Genomic DNA, 26227 nt, shown 5'->3' on the forward strand with positions numbered 1-26227 from the left:
GCCTCCCCGGACGGCGCTAGACGCTCGAAAGGTCGATCGCGCGGTCGGCCTTGCTCCGGTCGAGCACCCGCAGGATGCCTTCCAGCAGGTAGTAGTCGGCGTAGGGCAGCGACACCTCGACGCCGTCTTCGGCCGGCCGGTTCCGGGTGCAGCGCGCCACGCTCGCCTCGGCGCGCGCGGAGTTCGTGGTCAGACACGTGCGCGAGACCGCGGTCAGGATCCGCAGCGCATTGTCCCGGTAGTGCCGGCGGTGCGTCAGCTCCGCGAGGTCGAGCAGGCCGCACGCCATGATCACGCCCGCGGACGCGTCCTTGACGTCGTGGGGCGCCTGCGGGGCCAGGTAGTCCCAGACCGGCACGTTGTCCGGCGTCAGCCGCGACAGCGCGAAGTCCGCGAGCCGCCGGGCGGTGGTGAGGAACTCCGCGTCGCCGGTGCGCCGGTGGATCGTCGTGAACCCGTAGACGCCCCATGCCTGCCCGCGCGACCAGCACGACGCCGGGCTGTAGCCCTGCACGGTGTTCGGCCCGATCGGCGCGCCCGTCACCGGGTCGAAGTCGAACACGTGCGGCGACGAGCCGTCGGGGCGCAGGAAGTTGCGCTGTGCCGTCTTCGCGTGCGCGACGGCGATCTCGAGGTACTTCGGGTCCTGCGTCTGCGCACTGGCGAACGCGAGCAGGTCGAGGTTCATCATCGTGTCCATGATGACGCGGCCCGCGTTGTTCGGGTCGGACAGCGCGCCCCAGGCGCGGATGAACCGCCCCGCCGGGTTGTAGCGCTTGATCAGCGACGACGCGGCCTGCACCGCGCCCGCCTTCCACTTCTCGTCGCCGGTGAGCCGCCAGGCGGTGACCCACGAGGGGTAGAAGAGGAAGCCGAGGTCGTGCGTGCCCGTGTCGTGCCGGCGCGGCGCGAGTTTTTCGGCGGACGCCAGCGCGAGGGTCCTGAATTGTTCCTCGCCGCTGTGCAGCCAGGCCAGCCACAGCTGGCCGGGCCAGAATCCGCCGACCCAGTCGCCGTTCTGCGAATAGGTCCATTTCTCGAACTTCGTGCCGACCGGAAACGCGGTGACGCCGGGGGCGACCGCGCGGAGTTTGGCCACGGCGTAATCGGCCGCTTGGCGGAGCGTCCGGTTCACCGAGGCCGTGTCGAGGTTTTCGGGGGTGGCCGCACCGGTGACTGCGGCGGTGGCCGTTGAAGTGCTGGCGCCCGCCGCCACCGCGGCACCGGCCGCGGTGGTCAGCAGGGTTCTCCGGGAAACGCTCACAGGTACCCGCCATTCCGTGATTTCGTCGCTGCGGTGAGAGCGAATCTTGGCACGGTCGGCGGGCTGTTGTACACCCGGCGGAAGTTTGTTCACGGTTGTGAAAAGTGTGCCGCTGAGCGGAATGGCGGGGAAATGGGCGAAGGCCCGGCGGGGGACACCGGGCCTTCGCTGTTGTCGCGGGTGAGGGCAGTCAACCACGCGACGGTTTTCAGCAGTGCGGGGCGACCGGCTTGTCGGAACCCGTCTGCAGGTAGGTGTCGGACACGTAGTGGCCGGGGCCGATCCGGTCCCAGATGTTGCTGGTGCCGAACTTGCCGGTGACCGTGTCGCCCTCGACGTAGCATTCGATGTTGACCCGGGCGTAGTTCGCCGCGAGGCCCTTGATGGCGGCCGTGGTGCTGGCGCTCGCCCGGACGTTCATCGGGTCGCCTGCCGTGCTGACGACACCGGTCGGGCCGGAGCCGGTCCACAGGTAGGTGACGTTCACGTTGCCGTTGTCGGACATGCCGAGGCCGTCCCAGAAGACGCCGTCGGCGAGGTCGATGCCTGCCGGGTTCTGCACCTTGTAGCCGAGGCCGCTCTTGCCGCCGTTGTAGCCGTTGTAGTAGGCGGCGTACGCCTCGGGCTGGCCCTGCGGCAGGTCCTTGAACTTGGTCCGCACCGACGACGGGTTCCAGTAGTCGTCCTGCTCGTTCCACGGGCCGACGTCCCACACCGGCGCGTACTCGCACTTGCTGCCGTCGGTGCGGCAGACGCGGACGGAGTAGGTGCCGGTGCCCTTGGGGGCCAGCCCCTTGCCGGACGGCAGCGCGACGAAGTGGTCGCGGCTGGTGATGACGTGGCCGTTGGCGGTGGTCCCGCCGATCAGGCCTTCGCGGGTGCCGTAGACCTTGTAGGTCAGTTCGGTGCCGGCGGTCAGGGCGTTGGCCTGCGGGGCGCTGTCGGCGCTGAGCGCGACGCTCTTGACCGAGGGCCGCACGCCGTCGGTGGTGCTGTGCAGGCTGATCCGCACCTGCACCTCGCTCACGGAGCTCTTCAGCGTGGTGCCCGCGGGAGTCCACTCGGTCCAGTCGTGCACGCCGGTCCGCCCGCGGACGTCGACGTCGATCGACGTGCCCTTGGGGGTGTCGGCGGTGAGTTCCGCGCTGACGCGGTTGATCGCCGAGCCGAGCTTGTGCCCGTCGGTGGTGAGGCTGCCCTCGCTGCCGGCGAACACCCGGGCGGTTCTGTGCCACGCGGCGTCGGCCAGGGTGAGCGTACCGCCCGCACCGGTGACGTTGACGTCATTGCTGTCCACAGTGGACAAGTCGGCGGACCAGTGGGTGCCGTCGGGCGCCGTGGCGGCTTGCGCGGGGGCTCCGGCCAGCGCCGTCACCGCCCCGGCGGCCAGAACCGCCGCGGTCACGCGGCCGGCTTTCATGTTCCGGATCATCCCCGGTTCTCCTCTCGCACCTGCTGTTTCGAAGGTGCCGAAAGACTGACGGGGCGGCGTACATGATCCGTACAAGCAGATTGTGCGCGCGGGGGCCGAGGCTAAACGCCGGGCAGCAGAAGCCCCGGTGGCGGCTCCTCCCACGGGTCGAACACCGGCGGCGTGGCGTAGTCGTCGGCACCGACCTGGGACAGATCGACTTCGCCGCCGGTGAACTTCGCCCCGCGGAAGGACACTTCGCCGCCTTCGAAGGCGGCGCCCTCGAACTTGACTCGGCCGCCGCTGAACTCGGCCTTGTCGAAGGTCACCCGGGTGCCTTCGCCGAACACCGCGCCGCCGAACCAGACTTCGCCGCCGCTCACGTGCATGCCGTCGAACGAAATCCAGCCGCGGTGGAAGCGGGCCAGGCTGAACAGGAGCCGGCCGGCCGTCACCTCGATGTCCGCGAAGTCCGCGGAGCGGAGGATCACCCGGAGGAGGTTGAACTCGTGGCCCTGCCAGCTGACCGGGGCGCCCGGGCGGAGGTGGTCGCTGATCACGCTCGTGATCGAGAAGCGCACTTCGGTTTCCTCGTCGTGGTACCACGGCGAATCCAGGTCGGGCTCGTACGGCATGCGCAGGTACGCGCACAGCACGTCGATGCACACCTGGCGCTGCTCGGCCCACTCGTCGGCGAGGCTCGCCATGGCGTACACCCCGGCGAGCCGGATGGCCGGTTTCTCGTGGCCGATCTGGGCGCACGCGGTGGCGAAGCGTTCGTTCAGGACCTTGACGTGCTCGCGTGCCTCGGCCGACTCGCCGATGCGCTGCTTGCGGTAGGCGACGACGAGCGCCACCACCCCGCCGACGCCCGCCACGACCGACAACGCGATCTTGATGACGTTCAGCCGGGTGTCCGGGCTCGGGGCGGACGGCAGGCCCAGCGCCAGCCACAGGAGCACGGTCGCGGCCGCGAACACGCCGAGCCCGATGCAGACCACCGCGACGAGGTGTCTCCGGATCGACCACAGGCCCGTCACCTGGTTGCGGCGGGATGCCACGGCGAGCGCCCCGCGCTCAGGCCGACGCGATGTGCGGCCGCTGCTCCGCCACAACCGCCGCCGGCTCCTGCGGACGCGTCGACAGCTCGCGCCAGATCGCCAACGCCCGCTCCGAGTAGTCCCGCGACCGCTCCGGCTGCGACAGCGCCCGGTGCAGTTCCCCGAGCAGCTGCGAAACCTCCGCCTCCGACCGCCGGTCGCCGTTGCGGCGGTGCACGGCGAGGGAGTTCACCAGCAGCAGCTGCGCGTGCGCGAAGTCCCCGCTGTGCAGGCACAGCTCGCCCAGGTTCTGGTTCGCGTAGCCCACGCAGTGGTCGTCGCCGAGGTCGGTGAAGATCGCGATCGCCCGGTCGACGTGCTCGCGCGCCGCCGCCAGGTTGCCCTGGTGCTGGAACAGCAGGCCCAGCCGCTTGAACGCGTGGGCCTCGCGGTGGCGGTCGCCGATCGCGGCCGACAGCTCCAGCGCGTCCGTGATCCAGCGCTTCGCCGACGCGTAACACCCGCGCGCCATCCACACCGCGCCGGCACCGAGCCGGGCCACCGCCTCGCCGTTCGGGTCGCCGGCCTCCGCGAACAGCTCCAGCGCCTCGTGGCAGTGGTCGAGGGCCGGGCCGTCCTCGCCCTCGATGCGCAGGATCGTCGAGAGCCCGGTCAGCGCGACGGCGACGCCCTGGATGTCGTCGACCTTGTCGAACAGCTTCTTCGACTCCTCGAACGCCACCCGCGCCTCGGCGTACTCGTCCTGGTAGAGCAGGTACTGCCCGAGGTTGCGCTGGACGATCGCCTCGGCACGGGCCGAACCCGACCGGCGGGCCGCGGCCAGGGCGACCAGGTGCGTGCTGTGCCAGTCGTCCTGCGGCCCGCGCAGGTCGAAGTACGGCGTCAGCGCCGAAGCCAGCTGCCAGGCCAGGTCGTCGAAGCCGTGCTGGGCGGCCAGCGAAACCGCCGCCACCGTGGTGCGCCGCTCGGCCGCGAACCACTCGGCCGGGTCGTCGGGCAGGACGTCGAAGGGCACCGCGGGGCGCGGCAGCTCGTCGTCGCAGTACGCGCCGAAGAAGTGCAGCGGCATCCGGCGCGCCGCCTCGAGCGCGAGGCCCAGGTAGCCCTCGAGCACCCGCCGCAGGCCGGCGCGGGTCTTCGCCGCGTCACTCCGCTCGGCGAGTTCCACCGCGTACACGCGCAGCAGGTCGTGGAGCCGGTAGCGCGGCTGGCCCGCCGAATCCGAGCCGACGAGCTCGACGAGGTGGCCGTCGACCAGCACGTCCAGCACGTCCTCGGCGTCGCGGCGGCCCAGCACGGCCGCGACCGCCCACGCCGGGAACTGGACCGGCCCGAGCAGCCCCAGCCCGCGGAACGCGGTGGCCGCCGACATCGGCAGCAGGTCGTACGACAGCGTCACGCTCGCGCGGACGGCGAGGTCGCCGACGCGCAGCTCGTCGAGCCGGCGGCGCTCGTCGCCCAGCCGGTCGGCCAGCAGCCGCAGCGTCCAGCCCGGCCGGTGCGTCAGCTTCGCGCCGGCCACCCGGATCGCCAGGGGCAGGTGCCCGCACTGGCGCAGGATCGCCGCGGCGCTCTCCGGTTCGGCGGCCACCCGCTCGGCGCCGACGATGCCCTGGAGCAGCCGCGCGGCTTCGGCCTCGGGCAGGAGGTCGACGTCCACCGGCTTCGCGCCGTCGAGCCCGGGCAGCCGGATCCGGCTGGTGACCAGCACCGCGCAGGCGCCTGCCCCGGGCAGCAGCGGCCGCACCTGGGCCTCGCTGCCGGCGTCGTCGAGCACGACGCACATCCGCCGCCCGGCCAGCCGCGACCGCAGCAGCGCCGACCGCTCGGCCAGCTCGCGGGGGAGACCGGCGTCCGGGATACCCAGCGTGCGCAGCAGTTCGGCGAGCACGCTCATCGGCGCCCGCGGCGACGACGACGTGCCGGCCAGGTCGACGTGCAGCTGCCCGTCGGGGAACTCGTCGCGGACCGCGTGCGCGACCCGGACGGCGACCGCGGACTTGCCGACGCCGGGCGCGCCGGACAGCACGACCACGGCGGGTGTGCCCGAGTCCGCGCGCTCCTGCAGCAGCGTGACGACGTCGTGGATCAGCGCGTCGCGGCCGGTGAAGTCCGGCAGGTCGAGGGGGAGCTGGCAGACCGGGGCGACGTCGGCGGGGCGCCCGGGGACGGCGCTTTCCGGCACCAGGGTCGCGCGCAGCTCGCGCAGCCGGGCCCCCGGTTCGGCGTCGAGCTCCTCGCGCAGCACCCGCTCGGCCGACTCGTACGCCTCGATCGCGTCACCGGTCCGGCCCGCGGCGCGCAGCGCGACGATCAGCTGGGCCCAGAGCTCTTCGCGCAGCGGGTGCTCGGTGACCAGCCCGCGCAGCTCGGCGATGGCCTCGCCGGAGCGGCCGAGGCCGATCCGGGCCCGGAGCCGCTGTTCCTGCACCGACAGCCGCAGTTCGGCGAGCCGGGCGACGGTCGCACCCCAGCTGTGGTCGTGTGGGAGTCCTTCGAGGACTTCACCGCACCACAGGGCGTCGGCCCGGTCGAGGAGTTTGAGGGCGCTTTCGGCTTCGCCGGCGTCGAGCGCTTCCTGCGCTTGGCCGGCGAGCGCGGCGAAGGCGAGGTGGTCGAGTTCGTCCGGCGACGCGGTGAGCAGGTAACCGGACGCCCGGCTGCTGATCCGCTCGCCCAGGTCGGGGTGGATCTCCGCGAAGCGTCTTCGCAGCGAGTGCACGTACGTGCGGATGTTCGCCGCCGCCGACCGCGGCGCCGATTCCGGCCACAGCACTTCCACCAGCACGTCGGTCGAGACGACGACGTTCGGCTGCAGGGCCAGCGCGGCCAGCAGCAGCCGGGGCTTCGGGCCGCCGAGGGCGATCACCCGCCCGGCGGCGGTGACCTCCAGCGGACCGAGGACGCGGATGGTAAGCGAGGTGGTCTCAACCTGCCCGATGAGTTCCCCCATGTCCCGGACTCTAGGACCCGTCCGGCGCAGGGGATAGATCCATTCGGAGTGTCTGTGCGCACACGTGCGCGCCCTTTGTACGGAATGTGTACGGCGCGCGGAGACGCTGCGGCCATGAAGCGATCGAAACTCCGGCGTATCGCCGGTTCCGGCCTGGTCATGGCCGCGGTCGGCGCGCTCCTGACCGGCGGCGCGATCGAGGCGTCGGCGGCGGCGAGCGGCACCGTGAAGACCGCGGGTGACCCGCTCAACGTCCGCCGGGCGCCCACCGCGAGCGCCACGGCCGTCAAGACCGTCGCCAACGGCGCCGCCGTCACCATCGACTGCCAGATCACCGGCGCGTCGGTGACCGGGACCTACGGCACGAGCACGTTGTGGGACTACGTGCCCGCGCTCGGCGGGTACATCTCGGACACCTACGTCTTCACCAACTCCGACACGCGGATCGCGCCGGACTGCGGCGTCGGCTCGGGCAGCGGCCAGTGCGCCGACGCCTGCGCCGGCGAGGCGCAGTACCGCGCGTCCGACTCCCACTTCCTGGTCTACGACATGAAAGCCGACGGCTACTCCGCCGTGGTCGCCTACTGGCTCAAGGGCGGCGCCGGCCCGTTCTACGTCTGGAACTCCGGCGGCGAGGGCACGAAGGTCGACAAGGCCGTCTCGGTCCCGCGCGGCAGCTGGCTCTTCTACAAGGTGTGCGTCGCCAACTACACGACCGCCAAGCCGGAGCTGCTGTCCTGCAGCGACGGCATCACCGACTACGCGGCCTGAGGCCCGTTCCCGAGAAAGGGCTTTCCCATGGGTCAGGTCAACCGGCGCAAGGTGCTCCTCGGCGGGCTCGCCGCGGTCACCGCCACCGCGGCCTCGGCGGCGCTGCCGTCGTGGGCGAACGCCCGCACCACGGCCGCCGCTCCCCCCATCCGCGATCCGTTCCAGCTCGGCATCGCCTCCGGCGACCCGCTGCCCGACAGCGTGGTGCTGTGGACGCGGCTCGCCCCCTCGCCGCTCAACCCGGACGGCTTCGGCGGCATGCCGGACGCCACCTACGCGGTCGACTGGGAGATCGCGAACGACGAGGCGTTCAGCTCGGTCGTGCAGCGCGGTTCGGTGAACGCCGTCAGCGCGTCCGGGCACAGTGTCCACATCGAACCGACCGGGCTGCAGCCCGCCCGCGAGTACTTCTACCGGTTCAAGAGCTCCGGCTACATCTCGCCGGTCGGCCGGACGCGCACCGCGCCCGCCGCCGGGGCCGCGGTCAACCAGCTCAAGTACTGCTTCAGCTCCTGCCAGCACTGGGAGGAGGGCTACTACCACGCGTACAAGGGCATCGTGGCCGACGACCCGGACCTGGTGCTGTTCCTCGGCGACTACATCTACGAGAAGAAGTCGGGCCGCGCCGCGCAGGAGCGCAACCCGCGCAGCCTGGCCTTCACCGAGGACGTCACCACGCTCGCGCAGTACCGCGCCCGCCACGCCCAGCACAAGACGGACGCCGACCTGCAGGCCGCGCACGCGATCGCGCCCTGGATCGTCGTGTTCGACGACCACGAGGTCATGAACAACTGGAACGGCACCACCTCGCCCGCCCCGGCCGCGCGCAAGGCCGCCGGCTTCCAGGCCTTCTACGAGAACACCCCGATCCGCTCGACGGCCAAGCCGAACGGCGCGTCGATCCAGCTGTACCGGCAGCTGATGTGGGGCAACCTGGCCCGCTTCCACATGCTCGACACGCGCCAGTACCGCAGCGCCCAGGTGCCCGACCCGTCCGGTGACGCCGGCCCGGCCTGCGCCGACATGCGCAGCACGTCCCGCAGCATCCTCGGCGCCACGGAGGAGGCGTGGCTGCTCAAGCAGTTCGAGTCGCACCCGGCGACGTGGGACTTCCTCGGCCAGCAGGTCTTCTTCGCCACGCGTGACTCCGACGGCAACAAGGCCACCTGCGAGAGCAACGACTCCTGGCAGGGCTACGAGGCCTCCCGCAACCGGATCCAGCAGGGCTGGGTCGACCGCAAGGTCGCCAACCCGGTGGTGCTCACCGGCGACGTCCACCGGCACTGGGCCGCCGACCTGCGGCTGGACTACTTCAACCACAGCTCCCCGGTCATCGGCTCCGAGCTGGTCACGACGTCGGTGACGAGCAACAGCGACAACGCTTCGCCGCCCGACGCGACCTGGAACGCGAACAACCCGCACGTCAAGTACTGCAAGGGCGAGCGCGGCTACGTCCGCGTCACGACCACGCCGGCGCAGACGCGGGCCGACTTCATGACGACGTCGGACACCAGCGTCTACGACCCGGCGTCGGTGGTGATCAAGGCCGACCGCAGCTACGTGATCCAGGCGGGCAAGCCGGGCCTCCAGCAGGTCTGAAGCTACGCTGCGTGACGTGACCGATGAACCGGGCCTGCGGGAGCGCAAGAAGCTCCGCACGCGGGCGGCGATCTCGACGGCGGCGATCGAGCTCTTCCTCGAGCGCGGGTTCGACGCCGTCGGCGTCGCCGAGGTGGCACGGGTGGCGGAGGTGTCCAAGCGGACGCTCTTCGCCTACTTCCCGACCAAGGAGGACCTCGTGCTGCACCGGTTCGCCGACCACGAGACCGACGCGGCGGACGTCGTCCGCGCCCGCCGGCCGGACCAGGGACCCCTGGCCGCGCTGCGGGAGGCCTTCCTGCGGGGGCTCGAGGAGCGGGAGCCGGTGACCGGGCTGTGCGACCTCCCCGCGGTGGTCGCGGTGTTCCGGCTGGTCACCGGCACGCCGGCGCTGGCAGCGCGGCTGGCTGAATTCACCTCCGCGGGGGAGGTGGCGCTGGCGGCCGCGCTGGCCGAGGCGGGTGTGGGCGCGCCCGACGCGAGTCTCGCCGCGGCGCAGATCGCCGCGGTCCGCCGGACGCTGGCCGGGGCCAACATGGCGGCGGTCGCGGCCGGGGTGCCCGCCGACCGGCGTCTTCCGGCGGCCGTCGCGGCGGCCGAACGGGCGTTCACGCTGCTGTCGTCCGGAGTAGGGTTCGCCTGACTCGCCGAACATGCCGGATTCACGTTGCCGTCGTGAAAAACGCACGGGGCACCCGGGCCCGGTGAAGGTAGACTCCGAGAATCCTGAATGGACCGAAGCCACGATCACGGGGACCCGCGCCCGACTGGGGGTGGCGCGGGTCCCCGGTCCCGCGATCTTGACATTCCGTTGGTACCGCTCGTAATCTGGGTGTTCCGCCGTCATGCCGAATTTTCCGATTCCATGACAAGGCGGTTCCACGGTGAAGAAAATCTTGCTGATCACCTGCGCGGTGGCGGGGCTGGTGGTGACCGGTGCCGGCGTTTCCGCCGCCGCACCGGGCGGCGTCTACGACGTCAAGGACTACGGCGCCAAGGGAAATAGGTCGGCCAACGATTCCGCCGCCATCGACAAGGCGATCACCGCGGCGAACGCGGCGGGCGGTGGCACGGTCCGGTTCACCTCTGGCACGTACAAGTCGGCGAACACCGTTCACCTCAAGAGCAACGTCACGATCCAGCTCGACGCCGGGGCGACGATCACCGGGTCCGGCGCGGACACCTACGACAAGCCCGAACCGAACCAGTGGGACGACTACCAGGACTACGGCCACAGCCACTTCCACAACGCGATGTTCTACGGCGACAAGCTGACGAACATCGGCTTCACCGGCGCGGGCACGATCGACGGCGGCGGCAACCTCATCACCGGCAACCCGAAGTCCGGCGAGGCCGACAAGATCCTGTCCCTCACCCGGTGTGACGGACTGACGCTGTCCGGCATCAAGCTCCGCCGCGGCGGGCACTTCGCGGCCCTGATCAACGGCTGCACGAACGTCGTGTCCGACCGCCTGACCATCGACACCGCGAGCGACCGCGACGGCTGGAACATCATCAGCACCACGAACGTCACGATCACGAACGCGAACATCGCCGCGAACGACGACGCACTGGTGTTCAAGAGCGACTACGCGCTCGGCGCGAAACTGCCGAACGGCAACGTGACGGTGACGGGCGCGAAACTGTCGGCGGTCTGCTGCAACGCGCTGATGTTCGGCTCCGAAACGTGCGGCGACTTCACTGGCTACCACTTCTCGGGCATCACGATCACCGGCGCGCACAAATCCGGCATCGGCATCGTCTCGATGGACGGCGCGAAGATTTCCGACGTCCACTACCGCGACATCACGATGTCCGGCACCTATTCGCCGATCATGCTGAAGATCGGCACGCGCAAACGCTGCGGGAACAACCCGGGCGTCGGCTCGATCAGCGGCATCACGTTCGACAACATCACCGGAACGCACACCGGCAGCAACTTCAGCCCGACGATCTGGGGCGCCGACAGCGGTCACCGCGTCTCCGACGTCACGTTCACCGGCGTGCAGCTGAACGTGCCGGGCGGGAACGGAACCATGGGCACGGGCGTGCCGAGCAACACGGCGACGGACTACAACCCGAAGAGCATCGGCACCCGCCCGTCGTACGGCTGGTACCTGCACTACGCGGCCGGCATCCGGTTCACCGACAGCTCGGTGGAGTTCGCCAAGGACGACGGCCGCCCGGCGAGCATCGTCAACAACAGCGCGGACATCACGTTCGACCACTTCACGGCGGAGAAGGGGGCGAAGAGCCCGTTCGACATCGGCTTCCAGTCGGTGACGGGCTACTGCGTCAAGGACTCGGCCACCACGTCCGGCTCGGCCCTGCGCCTCAACACCTCGGGCTCGACCTCGAACTGCTGACGTCCCCGTATCCCGCGTGATCGAAGGGTCGACACGCGTGATCGAGCAGTCGACACGCGTGATCCCAGGGGCGACACGGCGCAAGCGGCCCAGCCTGGCCGTGTCGACCCTCCAATCACGCGAGTTGACCCTCCAATCACGCGTGTCGACCGTTTGCGCACGGACGAAGGGGCCCCGGCTCGGCTGAGCCGGGGCCCCTTCTGCGGCGTCACAAGGGTCAGTGCGAGTACTGCTCGTTCATGATCAGGAACGCCCCGAGGCCGTGGAAGTCGTTGGTCTTGCGAGCGCGGGCGTAGTAGTAGGAGAGGTCGCCGACGTTGGTGCCTTCGCCGATGTCCGTGATGTTCGTCAGGCCGTCCGAGCCGAGCGACACCTTCTTCAGCACGCCGGCGTACCCCTTGTCCGCCACCGCCTGGTAGGACGTCGGCAGGTAGCCGCGCTGGACGCCGCGGGCCAGCGTGAACGTGTACATCGACGACGCCGACGTCTCCAGCCAGTTCTTCGGGTCACCGCCGCGGTCGACCACCTGGTACCAGCGGCCGGTCGACGCGTCCTGGTAGCGCTGGTAGCCCGCGGCCAGGAACTTGACGACGTCGATCAGCGCGGCCCGCCGCGGGTGGTTGGCGGGCAGCACCTCGAGGATGTCGATGGTGGCCATGCCGAACCAGCCGATCGCGCGAGCCCAGTGGTACTTCGAGTGCCGTCCCGAGCCGGACGCCCACGATTCCGAGCCGTCCTCGTCGTAGGCGTGGTAGAGCAGGCCCTTCGCGGGTTCGCGCAGGTGGCCGAAGTACACGACGATGTTCTTGGCCGCCTCGTCGAAGCAGTAGTCCGCGTCGCCGAACGCCGCGCCGTACAGCGCGAGGAACGGCTGGGCCATGTAGACGCCGTCGCCCCACAGCTGGCCGACCTTGCTGGTGGCGTGGAACATGCCGCCGTCGGACGTGCGGGGGTAGGACGGGAACCGCTTGCGCAGCTGGTCGGCCGCCGTCTTGTACTTCTTGCGGCCCGTTTCCGCGTACAGCAGCGGCAGCATCTGGCACGAACGCATCGAGTCGAGGTTGGTGAAGCTGTTGGAGATGCCGCTGTCGGTGATGAACCGGTCGTACCAGGCGATGATGTAGTCGAGGTACTTCTTCTCGCCGGTCCGCTTGTAGAACAGGTACTGGCCGTAGAGGTACAGGCCGAGGGTGTAGCCCCAGCCGCCGATCTTGTCGGGCGTGTACCGCCGCATCGTCGAGTCGATGACCGCGCGCGACCAGTCCGGTGGCGGCGCCGCACCGCCGATCGGGGGCAGCTGTTCGGCCGCCCGCGCGAGGGGACCCGCCGCGGCGAGCGTGCCCAGGGCGCCGAGGGTCCCGGCCAGGACCGCACGCCGGGTCGGGCGAAGGGGATGTTCGGACATACGTTGTCCCTTTCGTGCACTGGCCCCGCGACGCGGTGGAAGGGTGGCCGGGATGCCGATCCGCCGTCCGTCGGCATCCCGACCAGCTCTGGGGGGCGCGGCGCGGGAGCCCGTGTCGCCGGAGCGATGGTCTGGCGAGCGAAAGCGCTCTCGGGGAGAACATCTACTCGCCTGCCCGACGCGGAGTCAAGAGAGATCGGATCTCTTGCGTCATATATCAGATATTTAACCCGAACGGCCGGGTGGAAATGTACCGACCAGCGAGACTTTGCGAAAAGGTCGGATCTCAGCCTTGACCGGCCGTCGCTGTCAGGAGTACACCACCGAGTGGACCAGACCACTGGAGGTCGTTCATGGCGAACAGGTTCCTCCGCCGGGTGCTCGTCGCAGGCGCGGCGGTACTGGCGGCGTCCGGGCTCAGCACCGCGCCGGCTTCGGCCGACCTGCAGAAGCCGTCGCAGCAGTGGCTGCGCGACAGCCAGGCCGGGCTGTTCCTGCACTGGGGCATGCGCACGGCTCCCGGCTACACCAGCTGCAGCGCCTGGGAAAAGGCGGTCACCGACGGCGGGTGGAGTCCCGGCTACTGGGTCACCGAAGCCGAGAAGCTGCACGCGTCCTACCTCGTGCTCGCGTCGTTCCACAGCCGTCTCGGCTACGCGCGGGCCTGGCCGTCGAAGATTCCCGGCAGCTGCAGCACCAAGCGGGACTTCCTCGGCGAGCTGATCGCCGCCGCGAAAGCGCGCGGGCTCAAGGTCGTCCTCTACATGACCAACGACGCCCAGTGGCACGACGAGGGCGGCCACGAATGGCTCGACTCGGCCGGCTACTCGAAGTACAAGGGCAAGGACGTCGACCTCGACAGCCAGAGCGGCTTCGGCCAGTTCAGCTACGACAACTTCTTCGAGGTCATGAAGAACCACCCCGACCTCGCCGGCTTCTGGATCGACAACGACAACGCCTACTGGGAATCGCACGACCTGTACCGGCAGATCTACCAGCAGCGCCCGGACTACCTGCTCAGCAACAACAACGAAGACACGCCGATCATGGACACGATCAGCAACGAGCAGAAGACCGGCATGACACCGTCGTACGACTACCCGCAGGCGACGTACACGGCGATGCCGCGGCTCACCGAGGCGTGCTTCAAGCTCCCCGACGCCGGCGCGTGGTGGTACAGCGGGTCGAACTCGGCGGTGAACAAGATGCTCAACCTCGGCCGGTTCGTCACGAACTCGGGCTCGTCGATCAAGTCGCTGATGGCCGAGACGGCGATGGTGAACGGGAAGTTCCCGTCGAACCAGGAGGCGTTCAACAACTTCGCCGACACGTACCTGGACGCGATCTGGGAGTCCCTCGGCGGCACCGAGGGCGCCGGGTACATGTACGGCGGCATGCAGCCGGGCTTCTGGAACGACGGCGCCCACGGCGTCATCACCATCAAGGGTGACGTGCAGTACGTGCACGTCCTGACCAAGCCGTCCGGGAGCACGCTCAAGATCCGCGACAACGGCTACCGCGTCCGCCGCGTCACGAACCTGCGCACCGGCGCGGCGATCGCGTTCAGCCAGGGCGGCGGCAGCCTGACGTTCACCGGGCTGTCCGGCTGGGACACCTACGACACGGTGTTCAAGGTCGAGACGGCGGGCCGCACCGGGACGTACGACCCGAAGACCGTGACGCTCAAGGCGAGCGCGTCGGCGAGTGGCCACAGTGGACAGTCAGCGGGTGATGGCAGCTACCTCACCTACTTCGACAACAACAAGACGCTGCCGGTCAACCTCGACTACGATCTCGGGGCGGCGAAGAAGGTGCAGTACCTCGGGATCAACCAGCGCGAGGACTCGGTCAGCTACGCCCGCTCGGACACCGAGCAGTCGGCGCGGATCAAGGCGTACCAGATCTTCGTCTCGGACGACGGCAAGAACTGGGGCAGCGCGGTCAAGTCCGGGACGCTGCCGAGCCGCCGCGGTGTCCAGTTCGTCGACCTGTCCGCGGTGAACGCCCGGTACGTGCGGCTCCAGGTGACGAGCACGTACGCGGCATCGAGCGACAGCTCGCGCTACAAGCGGCTGCGGATCGACGAAACCTGGGTGGGCTCGGACTACGCGACCGCGGCGGGCTGAGCTGACAGACCGCCCAGCCGCCCCCGAATGCGGCTGGGCGGCCCGTTCCTCAGCCGCCGTTCGGGGGCTCCGGGTGGCGGAGCCCCCGGCCCGGGGCGAAGCTCCGGTTGTCACAGGTCCGCTCGGTCAGCAGGTCCACGGTCAGTGCCGCGGTCCAGCTGAACGAGCGGGTGCCGTGCCCGGCGCCGGTCAGCGGGTCGACGTACTCGGCGAAGCCGGTCTGGGCGGCCGTCTCGACGAGGTCGTGCTTCAGCCGCGCGGCCAGGACGTGCTCGCCGTGGCGGAGCAGGCCCTGCCGGACGAGCCAGCCGACGTTGAACCACGACGGCCCGCGCCAGTAGCGGCCCGGGTCGAAGCCCGGTGCGGTCAGGTCGTAGCTGGGGACGCCGTGCACGCGGCCGAGCCGGAAGCGCGGGCCGGTCGCGGCGGCCAGCAAGGCCGGCGCGACCGCCAGGTCCGGCAGGACCAGCGGCAGCAGGCCCGCGCACGTGTGCTCGCGGATCAGGGTGCCGGTGCGGACGTCGCGGGCGAAGAAGAAGCCGTCGTCCCAGAGCGTTTCCTGCATGGCCTTCTCGAGGCGGGCCGCGGCTTCGCGGTGCGTGTCGGACGGCAGGCCGAGCTCCTCGGCGATCCCGGCGAGTGCCAGTTCGGCGTCGGCCAGCAGGGCGTTGAAGCCGGGGTCTTCCACGACGAAGTCGCCGGGGTCGGTGTAGCCGCTGTCGCGGTAGGCGGCGGCGAGCCGGACGTACCGGCCGTAGTCCTCGTCGCTGGGCCGGTCGCCGGCGTCGCCGTGCTGGAGGTCGCGGCGGACGAACCCGGTGGCGAGCGGGACGCGGGTGAGCGGCTCGTCCCAGGCCGGGCTGTTGTCCATGCCGGACTCCCACGGGTGCACGATCGCCACCAGTCCGCGGCCGCCGACGTCGCGGCTGGTCCGCAGGTAGTCGTGCCAGGCGACGAGCCGGGGGTAGAGCTCGGCGAGGAACGCGGGATCCGGCTCGGCTTCGTGCACGGCGAGCGCGGCGCGAGCGTGGACCGGCGGCTGGACCAGGCCCGACGTCCGGCCGGCCTGCCAGAAGGACGGCCCCGGGAAGTACGCCTCGGGTGGTGTCTCGGGGTCGAAGACGATGTGCGGGACGCGGCCGTCGGCCCACTGCGCGGCGAACAGGGTGCGCAGCTCGCGCCGGGCGTGCGCGGGGGACAGGTGGCGCAGGCCGAAGGCGATGAACGCGGAGTCCCAGCTCCACTGGTGCGGGTAGAGCGAGCGCGAGGGCACGGTGGACGCGCCGAGCCAGTTGCCCGCCAGGACAGCCGCGGCCCGCTCCCGTGTTACGTTCATATGTCCAATCTATCTCCGACTTGTGTCTTGTCAATGGACAAAAGTCCGAAGGGGGCCGCGGGATGACCAGCGCCGGCGAGCTGTTGCAGCTGGTCCGGACGGGGCAGGCGACCACGCGGAAGGCGCTCCAGGTCCGCAGCGGGCTGTCGCGCTCGACGCTGACCGCGCGCCTGGACCTGCTCCAGGCGGCCGGCCTGCTCGCCGAAGGCGGCCAGGAGGACTCCACCGGGGGTCGCCCGGCGCGGTACCTGCGGTTCGACGACGAGCACGCGGTCGTCCTCGCCGCGAGCATCGACACGACGCACGCCGAAGCGGTCGTCACCGACCTGGCCGGGCGGGTCCTGGCCCGCCGCGCGGGCGCGCTGCGGGTCGCCGACGGCCCGGAGCCCGTGCTCGACCGGATCGCCGAGTGGTTCGACGCGCTGCGGGCCGAGACGGGCCGCCCGGTGTGCGGTGTGGGGGTGTCCGTGCCGGGCCCGGTGGAGCCCGGCCGCGCCCGGGTCACCCAGCCGCCGATCATGCCGGGCTGGGACGGCTACCCGATCGACGCCCACCTCGGCGCCCGCTTCGGCGCCCCGGTGCTGGTCGACAACGACGCGAACCTGATGGCCCTGGGCGAGCACCGCGCCCGCTACCCGGAGTCGGCGGCGCTGGTCGTGGTGAAGGTGTCGACGGGCATCGGCGCCGGCCTGGTCCTCGGCGGCGAGGTGTACCGCGGCATCGACGGCGGCGCGGGCGACATCGGCCACATCCGGCTGCCGGGACACCCGGAGGCACGCTGCCTGTGCGGCTCCCACGGCTGCCTCGCGGCGGTCGCCGGCGGCGGCGCGCTGGCGGCGAGGCTGACGGAGCTGGGCTTGCCGACGGAGTCGGGCTCGGGCGTCCGCGACCGCATCGCGGCGGGGGAGCCGGCCGCGGTCCGGCTGGCCGAGGTGGCAGGCCGTCAGGTGGGCGAGGTGCTGGCGACGCTGGTGTGCGTGGTCAACCCGGGTGTCGTGGTGGTCGCCGGGGACCTCGCCGAGCCGCATTTCGTCGCGGGCCTCCGGGAGGTGCTGTACCGGCGCGCGCTGCCGCGGGCGACGCAGAACCTGCGCGTGGAAATCGGCGGCCGCGGGGAGGGAATGGCGGTGGCGGGCGCGGTGTCGATGGTGGTCGACGCGGTGTTCGCCCCGGCGGCGGTCGACCGGCGGCTGGCGTGACGGCCGAAGTACCGCCACCCCCGGACTGTCCGGAGTGGACTCGGCGACCGACTTTAGTAGGTGGTGTCCGCTCTCGGCGCGTGGTCCGCGGTCCTGTCGCGAACCGGACCAAGCGCACATAAAACCCTATTCCTCGCTTTTTCGCCGCGACAAATCGGATTTCCTTACCATGGTTAACGACTCGCGAATTCCTGGCGAGATAACGGTTTCGCAGGCACTTCCCCGCGAGCGGAACACCGGCTTAGTCTCACCCGGTGTTCCCAGGCCCATTTCCGGGGGCCGTTTCCAAGAGGGAGATTTCTGTGCGAAGAAGCTCCACCCTGCTCCTTTCGCTCGCGGTGGTGGGTGGCCTGACCGGCGCCCTGCCGGCGACGGCGTCCGCGCAGGGACGTCAGGACATCCCGCAGTCGCACCCGTTGTGGGCGAACGCGCAGGCGAAGGTCGCCGACACGGCGCCCGCCGCGAAGCTGAGTTTCCGGGTTTACCTCAACCAGCGCGACAAAGCCGGCGCCGAGGCGCTGGCCCAGGCCGTGTCCGACCCGGACAGCAAGACCTACCGGCAGTACCTGAGCCCCGACCAGGTGCGCGACCGCTTCGCCGCCACTGACGCGACCGTCGACGCCGTCAAGGCGTGGCTGAGCGGCAACGGGTTCAGCATCGGCGAGATCCCGTCGAACCGCGCCTACGTCGAAGCCACCGGCACCGCGGCTCAGACGGAGCACGCGTTCGCCGTCGACCTCGGCAAGTACCGGGTCAAGGGCCAGACGCTGCGTGCCGCCGACAAGAACCTGTCGGTGCCGGCGAACCTGGCCGGTGACGTGCTCGGCGTCGTCGGCGTCGACCAGGCCACCAACCTGTTCAAGCCGGACCACGAGACCGGCTCCGGCACGCCGTCGGACGTCGCGCCCGGCCCCGGCTTCCGCAACGCGCGGCCGTGCAGCGCCTACTACGGCGAGAAGATCGACACCACCGATCCCGCCTACAACGGCAAGCAGCTGCCGTACGCCCCCTGCGGCTACACCCCGGCCCAGCTGCGGTCGGCCTACGGCGTCGACAAGGTCGGCGCGGACGGCAAGGGCACCACGATCGCGATCGTGGACGCGTTCGCCTCGCCGACCATCTACTCGGACGCGAGCACGTACGCCAAGAAGAACGACCCGGCGCACCCGCTCAAGCAGAGCCAGTTCTCGCAGCACGTCTTCCCGGTGAACCCCGAGCTGGAGCCGCCGGACCAGTGCGACGCGGCCGGCTGGTACGGCGAGGAGACCCTCGACGTCGAGGCCGCGCACGGGCTCGCGCCGGGCGCGAACATCCTGTACGTCGGCGGGTCCGACTGCCAGGACAACTCGCTCGACATCGCGCTGAACTACGTCGTCGCCGGCCACAAGGCCGACATCGTGTCGAACTCCTACGGCGACACCGGCGAGGACATCCCGGCCGACGAGGTCAAGGTGTTCAACCAGATCTCGCTGCAGGCGGTCCTCGAGGGCATCGGCGTCTACTTCTCCTCGGGCGACAACGGTGACGAGGTCGCGCGCCTCGGCACGCCGTCGCCGGACTTCTCCGCCTCGGCGCCGTGGATCACCGCGGTCGGCGGCACGTCCATCGCCATCGGCAAGGACGGCAAGAAGATCTTCGAGACCGGCTGGGAGACCAGCAAGTCGACGCTGACCGACGGCGTCTACGGCCCGGCCGCCTACACCAGCGGTTCCGGCGGTGGCACGAGCCGGCTGTTCGAGCAGCCCTTCTACCAGAAGGGTGTCGTGCCGGACGCGCTGGCGAAGAAGAACCAGACCGGCAACAAGAAGGGCCGCGTCGTCCCGGACATCTCCGCGATCGGCGACCCGAACACCGGCTTCCTGGTCGGCCAGACGCAGACCTTCCCGGACGGCGCCTACTACGACCAGTACCGGATCGGCGGCACGAGCCTCGCGTCGCCGGTGTTCGCCGGCATCATGGCGGTGGCCGACAGCTTCGACCACTTCCACCACGGCTTCATCAACCCGGTGATCTACAAGCTGACGTCCCGCACGTCGGCGATCAGCGACGTGAAGCACGTGGACGCCGCCGTGGCCCGCGTGGACTACGCGAACCAGGTCGACGCCACCGAAGGCCTGCTCCGCTCGGTCCGCACGCTGGACTACCAGGGCCTGACCATCCACACCACCCCCGGCTACGACGACGTGACGGGGCTCGGCACGCCGAACGGCCTGCTGTTCCTCCTGCTCGTCTAGCCAGTGCTCGACGGAGTGCCCTCTCGCCGGTCCCGGCGAGGGGGCACTTTCACGTGAAAGTGCCCCCCCCCGGGGGTCAGCTCGCCAGGGGGATCACCGCGGTCACCGTGGTGCCGCCGGGGCCGCCGGCGACGTCGAGTTCCCCGCCGAGGGCCTGCACCCGGTCGCGCAGGCCGGCCAGGCCCGTGCCGCCCTCGACGTCCGCGCCGCCGACGCCCGCGTCCGTCACCGCCACCCGCAGTTCCGCCCCGGCGACCTCGATCCGGACGTCGGCGCGGTCGGTCCGGGCGTGCTTGAGGGCGTTCGTCAGCGCCTCCGACGTCACGAAGTACGCCGTCGCCTCCACGGCCGCGTCGAGGCGGGGGACCGTGCCGACCGTCAGCGCGACCTCCATCGGGATGCGGTCGGCCAGCGACCGGACCGCCGGCACCAGGCCCGCTTCGGTGAGGATCGCCGGGCGGATACCCCGAGCCAGTTCCCGCAGCTCGGTGATCGCCGTCTGCAGCTCGTCGACCGCGCCGGTGAGCACGGCCCGGATCTCCGGCGGCAGCTCGGCGCCGGACCGGCGGGCGGCCATCCGCAGCAGCAGCACGACGCTGACCAGCCGCTGCTGGGCGCCGTCGTGCAGGTCGCGTTCGAGCCGGCGGCGTTCCTCGTCGCCGGCCGCGACCAGCCGCGCCCGCGACGCACGCACCTCGGCGAGCCGCTGCTCCAGCTCGGCCGTGAGCCGCTGGTTGTCCAGCACCAGCCCGGCGGCCGCGTTGAGCGCGTCGATCGACCGGCTGTCCTTCCACACCTCGTCGTCCTGCACGAGCGCGGCCAGCCCGGTGCCGTCGCGTTCCAGCAGCAGCCGGATCATCTCGGCGTTGCCGACGCGGGCCCGCAGCACCCCGGCCAGGAACGCCAGCGGCCACAGGCAGAACAGGATCCGGTACGCCTGCAGCAGCGGGTCGGACAGCGGGTGCGCGTCGCCGAGCGCGGTGCCCGCCCCCGACGTGACCGCCCCGGCCAGCGCGATGACCACGACCGGCGAGAGCAGCCGCCGCTGCGGCAGCCTGCCGCTCAGCCACCGGTAGAGCAGCACGACGACCACGCCCGCGCTGATCGCCGTCGCGGCCAGCTCCAGCGCGCGGTCGGCGAAGGCCCCGCTGCCCGGCCGGAGGGCCAGCAGGTCGCGCGGGTCGTCGTCGACGAGCAGCCCGACCACGCCCGAGCCGAGCACCACCAGGTAGGCCGCGGCCACCAGCAGCCGCTCCCACCGCGATCGGAGCCGTCCGTGCGGGAAGGCGAGCACGAGGTGCGCGATCACCGGGCTGGACGCGGCCCGCAGCGGCACGGCGATCGTGTACAGCACCGGGTCGTGCGCGAACTGCAGGTCTTCGAGGAACAGGGCGACGCCGGCGAGCGCGATCAGCACGCCGATCGGGTTGGCCGGGCGCCGCACGTGCGCGACCGCGCCCGCGAGCAGGAAGAGGAACCCGGTCGTGGTGCTGAGCGCGGTGTCGAGCGCCGAGTGGGTGCCTTCGCCGGCTTTGAGCGCCAGCGCGACCACGCCGAGCGCGCACCCGGCGGCCAGCAGGCCGGTCATCGCCGACGTCCGCGGGTGCTGCACTTTCGCGACCCTCCCGATGGGTCTTGACGGGTGTGTGAAGCAGTCCGGCAACGGCTAACCGTGATTCGTCCGTTCGGGCCGTCGCGTTACACCACGCGGCTGCCCTTTAGGGTGATCGTGACAGGAGGCGGGACATGAGCGGACGCGGTCTGGGCGCCGAGGTCTTCGGCGGGCGGATGCCGGCCGGCGGGCGCGACCTGGCGATCGAAACCCACGGCATCGCGCCGGTGCCGGCGGGCAACCGGTTCGGGCGCCCGTGGCGGCTGTTCAGCGTGTGGTTCGCGCCGAACCTGACGATGACGGCGGTGTTCACCGGCACCCTGGCGGCGTCGCTCGGCCTCGGCTTCTGGACGGGACTGGCCGCGATGCTCGCCGGCACCGTGCTCGGGTCGCTGCCGGTGGCGTACCTGTCGACCTGGGGCCCGCGCACCGGCACCGGCCAGCTCCCGCTGGCCCGGCTGCCCTTCGGCGGCGGCGTCGTGCTGCCCGGCCTGGTGCAGTGGCTCGGCTCGATCGCCTGGGACGCGCTGGTCGGCCTGTTCGGCGGCGAGGCACTGGCCGAGCTGACCGGGCTGCCGTTCTGGGTGGCGGTGCTGATCGTGCTGGTGCTGCAGTGCGCGCTCGGCGTGTTCGGCTACGCGCTGATCCACCGCGTGCAGGCGGTGATGAGCGTGCTGCTGGTGCTCGCGTTCGCCGCGCTGACCGTGAAGGTCCTTTCCGGACACCCGATCGCCGTCGCCGACACCGCCGCGGGCGCCGACCTGGCGGGCGGCGTCGTGCTGTTCACGACCATCACGCTGTCGCTGGCGATCTCCTGGGCGCCCTACGCGTCGGACTTCAGCCGGTACCTGCCCGTGGCCACGTCCTCGCGGGCGGTCTTCTGGGCGACCCTGCTCGGCCTCGTCGGCTCGTACGCGATCGGCGAAGGCCTCGGGCTCGCGTTGGGGTCGTCGCTGGGCGACCACACGGCGTCCGGGATTTCCCGGCTGCTCGGCGGCGGGTTCCTGGGCGCGCTGGCGCTGGCGGTGATCGCGCTGGCGGCGGTGTCGTCGAACGCGATGAACGACTACAGCGGCTCGCTGGCGTTGCAGACGGTGGGCGTCCGGCTGCGGCGCCCGGTGTCGGCGGTGGTCGTCACGGTGCTCGCCTTCGCGCTGATCCTCTGGATGCACAGCGGCGACCTCTCGGCGAAGTTCGAGAACGTGCTGCTGTTCGTCTCGTACTGGATCCCGCCGTTCCTCGGCGTGGTGGTGCCCGACTGGCTCGCCCGCACCCGCGGCGGCCGGAGCGTGGACGTCCTGGCGTCGGTGTCCGTGCGTCCGTGGGCGGCGGTGGTGGCGTTCGTCGTCGGCTTCGGCGCGGCGGTGCCGTTCATGAACACGTCCCTCTACACCGGACCGGTCGCGGCGGCCCTGCACGGCGCGGACCTGGCGTACTACGTCGGCCTGATCGTTTCGCTGGCAGCGTATTCCGTGCTCCGCGGCCGAACTCCGGTTGACCTCAAGTAATGTAGAGGTTTCACGATGGTGGGGCACCCCTCGGAGGAGGAACCATGCCCACCGCACTCGTCACCGGCGCTTCCGCCGGACTGGGCCGCACGCTCGCGGCCGCCCTGGTCGGTCGCAAGTGGACAGTCATCGGCGATGCCCGCGACGCGGCCGCGTTGGCTTCGGCGGCGCAGCAGGACGGCTTCACGGCCATCCCCGGCGACGTCACCGACCCGGCCCACCGCGCCGCGCTCGCCGACGCCTGCCCGGCGCTCGACCTGCTTGTCAACAACGCCAGCTCGCTCGGGGTCACCCCGCTGCCGCCGCTGGCGCGCTACCCCTTGGCGGACCTGGAAGACGTCTACCGCGTCAACGTCTTCGCCCCGCTCGCCCTGACCCAGCTGCTGCGGCCCGCCGTCGTGATCAACGTCAGCTCCGACGCCGCCGTCGAGGCGTACGAGGGCTGGGGCGGCTACGGCTCGGCGAAGGCGGCCCTCGACCACCTCACCGCCGTCCTGGGCGCGGAAAACCCGGACCGGTCGGTGTACGCGGTCGACCCGGGCGACCTGCGCACGGCCATGCACCAGCGCGCGTTCCCGGGCGAGGACATCTCGGACCGGCCGTTGCCGGCGACGGCGGTCCCGGCGTTCCTCCGGCTGCTGGACGAGCGCCCACCGAGCGGCCGCTACCGGGCCGCGGACCTCCTGGTGACGGCATGAACGTCCACTTCGACCTGCCCCCGGAGCTGTCGGCGTCGGCCCCGCCGGAGGCCCGCGGCCTGTCCCGCGACGAGGTCCGCCTGCTGGTCGCCTCGCCGTCGGGCGTCCACCACACGGCGTTCGGCTCGCTCGGCGACCACCTGCGGCCGGGGGACGTCCTGGTGGTCAACACCTCGGGCACCCTCCCGGCGGCGGTCGACGCGCGGCGGGCGGGCCGCCCGATCGCGGTCCACTTCGCGACGGCCCTCGACGACGGCTCGTGGGTAGTGGAGCTGCGCGCCCCGGGTGGGCCGCTGCTCGACGGCCGTCCGGGGGAGCGCGTTGCCCTGCCCGAGGACGCGTCGCTGACGCTGCTGGCCCCGGCGGTCCCGGGTGCCGCCCGGCTGTGGCGGGCGTCGGTGTCGGTCCCGGTGCCGTCGTTGCTGGCCGCCGCCGGCCGCCCGATCCGCTACGGGTACGTCCCGCGCTCGTGGCCCCTCGCCGACTACCAGACGGTGTTCGCCCGCGAGCCGGGCAGCGCGGAGATGCCCTCGGCGGCGCGGCCGTTCACCCCCGAGCTGGTGACCCGCCTGGTGACCGACGGGGTGGTGATCGCCCCGCTGCTGCTGCACACGGGCGTGTCCTCGCCGGAGGCGGGGGAGCCACCGCAGGCCGAGCGCTTCCGCGTCCCCGCGACGACCGCGGCCCTCGTTTCGTGGGTCCGGGGGCGCGGGGGCCGGGTGATCGCGGTCGGCACCACGGCGGCCAGGGCCCTGGAGTCGGCGGCTTCGGGCGGCGAGGTGCGCGCGGCGGAGGGCTGGACGAACCTGGTGCTCGGCCCGGACCGCCCGGCGCGCGTGGTGGACGGGATCGTGACGGGGTTGCACGCCCCGGAGGCGTCGCACCTGCTGTTGCTGGAAGCGGTGGCGGGGGCGGAGGTGGTCCGGCAGGCGTATGCGGCGGCGGTGGCCGAGCGGTACCTGTGGCACGAGTTCGGGGACGTCTCACTCCTGCTGCGCCACTGACCGGCGGGGGGACCGATCAGGAATCCGTCGCCGCGGCGTCGGTTCCGGTAGCCCCCTCACCCCGGTGGAAGGATCGACGACCATGACCGACGCCAGCCCGCGGAGCGCCGACGAGGACACGTTCATCGCGGCGGCCCGCGCCGGCGACCCGGCCCGGTTCGCCCTGGTCACCGAGCGCCACCGGCGTGCGCTGCAGGTGCACTGCTACCGGATGCTCGCCAACTACGAGGACGCCCGTGACATGACACAGGAGACGTTCCTGCGCGCGTGGCACGGCCGGGAGTCGTTCAAGGGCGACGCCTCGCTGCGGACCTGGCTGCACCGGATCGCGACGAACGTCTGCCTCGACTTCCTGGGGAAGCGCACGCCGGTGCCGGTCGAACCCGATCCCGGCTCCGAGCTGCCGTACCTGCAGCCCTACCCCGACCGGATGCTCCCCGAGGACCCGCAGGAGTCGGCGGTGGCGCGGGAGACGATCGAGCTGGCGTTCGTCGTCGCCGTCCAGCGCCTGCCGCCGCGGCAGCGGGCGGTGCTGATCCTGCGCGACGTACTGGGCTGGCCGGCGGCGCAGGCCGCCGGCACCCTCGGGCTGACCGTCGCCTCGGTGACCAGCGCCCTGCAGCGGGCGCGCGTGACGATGCGCGCGCAGCTGCCCGGCCGCCGTCTCGACTGGCGGAGCCCCGCCACCCACGAGCTGTCGGCGGCCGAGCGGGCCGTGGTGCGGGCGTACGTCGACGCCCACGAGCGCAACGACCTCGCCGGGCTGGCGGCCCTGCTGCGCGACGACCTGCGGTTCGCGATGCTGCCCGACCCGGGCACCGTGACCACGACGGCCGGGGACGCGGTGGACGGCTGGGTCGCCGGCGGGCTCTTCCAGCCCGGCCACGACGACTGGCGCGGTGTCGTCACGACGGTCAACCGCATGCCGGCCGCCGCGCTCTACCTCCGCGCCCCCGGCGACCCGGAGCACCGGCTGTTCGCCGTCGCGGCCCTGCACGTCGACGGCGGGAAGATCGCCGAGCTCACCGGGTTCGACACCACCGGCAAACCCTGGCTGGAGCCGCCCTCCGCCGGGTGATGCTCACCGCCGCGTCGCGTACCGGGTCAGCACCACGCCGCCGGGGAACGTCCGCGTCTCGACGAGGTCGAGGTGCACCTGGCTGTCCATGGCCGCGAAGAACGGCGTGCCGCCACCCACCAGGACCGGGTGGGTGGCGACGGCGTACTCGTCGACCAGCCCGGCGCGCACGGCCGCCCCGGCGAGCGTGGCGCCGCCGATGGTCATCGGGCCGCCGTCCCCGGCCTTGAGCCGGGTGATCTCGGCGACCGCGTCGCCGGTGACCAGCCGGGTGTTCCAGCCGAGCTCGCCGGCCTTGCCGGCCTTGTCGGACGTCGAGGAGAACACCACCTTCGGCGTGTCCCGCCAGTTCCGCGCGAACTCCGCCTCCAGCGGGGTGGCGCCGGGCTGCTGGTCGCCGGTCGGCCAGTAGGCGCTCATGGTCTCCCACAGCTTGCGCCCGTACAGCGTCAGCTCGCTCGCCAGCTCCTGGTCGAGCCACCAGCGGAACAGCTCGTCGCTCGGCGGCCCGCTCCAGCCGATGTCGTCCCCCGGCGCGGCGATGTAGCCGTCCAGGGTCTGGTTCATGCCGAAGATCAGTTTCCGTGCCATGCCGGCCTCCC

Annotated in this window: 19 protein-coding genes; 11 read left to right on the plus strand and 8 right to left on the minus strand. The window is 71.5% G+C overall.

Annotation, left to right across the window (positions count from 1 at the left end; translation table 11 throughout):
* Positions 1-16: 16 nt before the first annotated feature.
* The 4 genes from BLW76_RS11005 to BLW76_RS11020 form a co-directional block, all read right to left on the minus strand.
* Positions 17-1264 (minus strand): glycoside hydrolase family protein, encoded by a 1248-nt coding sequence (locus BLW76_RS11005; RefSeq protein WP_091306038.1) that lies wholly within the window; start codon positions 1262-1264, stop codon positions 17-19.
* Positions 1265-1472: 208 nt separating this feature from the next.
* On the minus strand, positions 1473-2696 hold the full coding sequence (locus tag BLW76_RS11010) for a hypothetical protein (protein ID WP_091306039.1): 1224 nt from the start codon (positions 2694-2696) through the stop codon (positions 1473-1475).
* A 101-nt stretch (positions 2697-2797) separates the two neighbouring features.
* The gene (locus BLW76_RS11015; RefSeq protein ID WP_091306040.1) at positions 2798-3736 is read right to left on the minus strand and encodes a pentapeptide repeat-containing protein; all 939 of its coding nucleotides are present in this window, start codon (positions 3734-3736) and stop codon (positions 2798-2800) included.
* Positions 3737-3752: 16 nt separating this feature from the next.
* Complete coding sequence (locus BLW76_RS11020; protein WP_091306041.1) at positions 3753-6689, minus strand: AfsR/SARP family transcriptional regulator; 2937 nt, start codon at positions 6687-6689, stop codon at positions 3753-3755.
* A gap of 114 nt (positions 6690-6803) precedes the next feature.
* On the opposite strand from BLW76_RS11020, the gene BLW76_RS11025 reads away from it, so the two are divergent.
* The 4 genes from BLW76_RS11025 to BLW76_RS11040 all read left to right on the plus strand — a co-directional run bounded on the left by BLW76_RS11025 (position 6804) and on the right by BLW76_RS11040 (position 11425).
* Positions 6804-7460 carry an SH3 domain-containing protein gene (locus BLW76_RS11025; RefSeq protein WP_208613267.1) on the plus strand — a complete coding sequence of 219 codons (657 nt, stop codon included), beginning with the start codon at positions 6804-6806 and terminating at the stop codon, positions 7458-7460.
* A 27-nt stretch (positions 7461-7487) separates the two neighbouring features.
* The gene (locus tag BLW76_RS11030) at positions 7488-9059 is read left to right on the plus strand and encodes an alkaline phosphatase D family protein (protein ID WP_091306042.1); all 1572 of its coding nucleotides are present in this window, start codon (positions 7488-7490) and stop codon (positions 9057-9059) included.
* Between the two features lie 16 nt (positions 9060-9075).
* Positions 9076-9702 (plus strand): TetR family transcriptional regulator, encoded by a 627-nt coding sequence (locus BLW76_RS11035; RefSeq protein ID WP_091306043.1) that lies wholly within the window; start codon positions 9076-9078, stop codon positions 9700-9702.
* 241 nt (positions 9703-9943) lie between these two features.
* Positions 9944-11425: a glycoside hydrolase family 28 protein gene (locus BLW76_RS11040; protein ID WP_091306044.1), complete on the plus strand. Its 1482-nt coding sequence runs from the start codon at positions 9944-9946 to the stop codon at positions 11423-11425.
* A gap of 217 nt (positions 11426-11642) precedes the next feature.
* Here the strand turns inward: BLW76_RS11040 and BLW76_RS11045 are convergent, their stop codons facing one another.
* Positions 11643-12830 (minus strand): glycoside hydrolase family 88/105 protein, encoded by a 1188-nt coding sequence (locus BLW76_RS11045; RefSeq protein WP_091306045.1) that lies wholly within the window; start codon positions 12828-12830, stop codon positions 11643-11645.
* Positions 12831-13183: 353 nt separating this feature from the next.
* Between BLW76_RS11045 and BLW76_RS11050 the strand changes: the two genes are divergently transcribed.
* The gene (locus BLW76_RS11050; RefSeq protein WP_091306046.1) at positions 13184-14956 is read left to right on the plus strand and encodes a discoidin domain-containing protein; all 1773 of its coding nucleotides are present in this window, start codon (positions 13184-13186) and stop codon (positions 14954-14956) included.
* A 49-nt stretch (positions 14957-15005) separates the two neighbouring features.
* Here the strand turns inward: BLW76_RS11050 and BLW76_RS11055 are convergent, their stop codons facing one another.
* Positions 15006-16292 (minus strand): MGH1-like glycoside hydrolase domain-containing protein, encoded by a 1287-nt coding sequence (locus BLW76_RS11055; protein ID WP_143060608.1) that lies wholly within the window; start codon positions 16290-16292, stop codon positions 15006-15008.
* 62 nt (positions 16293-16354) lie between these two features.
* On the opposite strand from BLW76_RS11055, the gene BLW76_RS11060 reads away from it, so the two are divergent.
* Positions 16355-17491 carry an ROK family transcriptional regulator gene (locus BLW76_RS11060; RefSeq protein WP_091306047.1) on the plus strand — a complete coding sequence of 379 codons (1137 nt, stop codon included), beginning with the start codon at positions 16355-16357 and terminating at the stop codon, positions 17489-17491.
* Between the two features lie 302 nt (positions 17492-17793).
* Positions 17794-19725 (plus strand): S53 family peptidase, encoded by a 1932-nt coding sequence (locus BLW76_RS11065; RefSeq protein ID WP_091306048.1) that lies wholly within the window; start codon positions 17794-17796, stop codon positions 19723-19725.
* Positions 19726-19801: 76 nt separating this feature from the next.
* Here the strand turns inward: BLW76_RS11065 and BLW76_RS11070 are convergent, their stop codons facing one another.
* Complete coding sequence (locus BLW76_RS11070; RefSeq protein WP_091306049.1) at positions 19802-21337, minus strand: sensor histidine kinase; 1536 nt, start codon at positions 21335-21337, stop codon at positions 19802-19804.
* A 134-nt stretch (positions 21338-21471) separates the two neighbouring features.
* Between BLW76_RS11070 and BLW76_RS11075 the strand changes: the two genes are divergently transcribed.
* The 4 genes from BLW76_RS11075 to BLW76_RS11090 all read left to right on the plus strand — a co-directional run bounded on the left by BLW76_RS11075 (position 21472) and on the right by BLW76_RS11090 (position 25625).
* Positions 21472-22845, plus strand: a complete 1374-nt coding sequence (locus BLW76_RS11075) for a purine-cytosine permease family protein (protein ID WP_091306050.1) — start codon at positions 21472-21474, stop codon at positions 22843-22845.
* 44 nt (positions 22846-22889) lie between these two features.
* A complete protein-coding gene (locus BLW76_RS11080) occupies positions 22890-23543 on the plus strand; it encodes an SDR family NAD(P)-dependent oxidoreductase (protein ID WP_091306051.1) in 654 nt (217 codons plus the stop codon).
* Positions 23540-24547, plus strand: coding sequence for an S-adenosylmethionine:tRNA ribosyltransferase-isomerase (locus BLW76_RS11085; RefSeq protein WP_091306052.1), 1008 nt, complete (start codon positions 23540-23542; stop codon positions 24545-24547). The genes BLW76_RS11080 and BLW76_RS11085 overlap by 4 nt, the downstream gene beginning before the upstream one ends.
* Positions 24548-24629: 82 nt before the next feature.
* The gene (locus tag BLW76_RS11090) at positions 24630-25625 is read left to right on the plus strand and encodes an RNA polymerase subunit sigma-70 (RefSeq protein ID WP_091306053.1); all 996 of its coding nucleotides are present in this window, start codon (positions 24630-24632) and stop codon (positions 25623-25625) included.
* A gap of 3 nt (positions 25626-25628) precedes the next feature.
* Here BLW76_RS11090 and BLW76_RS11095 read toward each other — a convergent pair whose 3' ends face one another.
* On the minus strand, positions 25629-26216 hold the full coding sequence (locus BLW76_RS11095) for a dihydrofolate reductase family protein (protein ID WP_091306054.1): 588 nt from the start codon (positions 26214-26216) through the stop codon (positions 25629-25631).
* Positions 26217-26227 lie beyond the last annotated feature (11 nt).

It is taken from the genome of Amycolatopsis tolypomycina, from assembly GCF_900105945.1.
Lineage (GTDB): Bacteria > Actinomycetota > Actinomycetes > Mycobacteriales > Pseudonocardiaceae > Amycolatopsis > Amycolatopsis tolypomycina.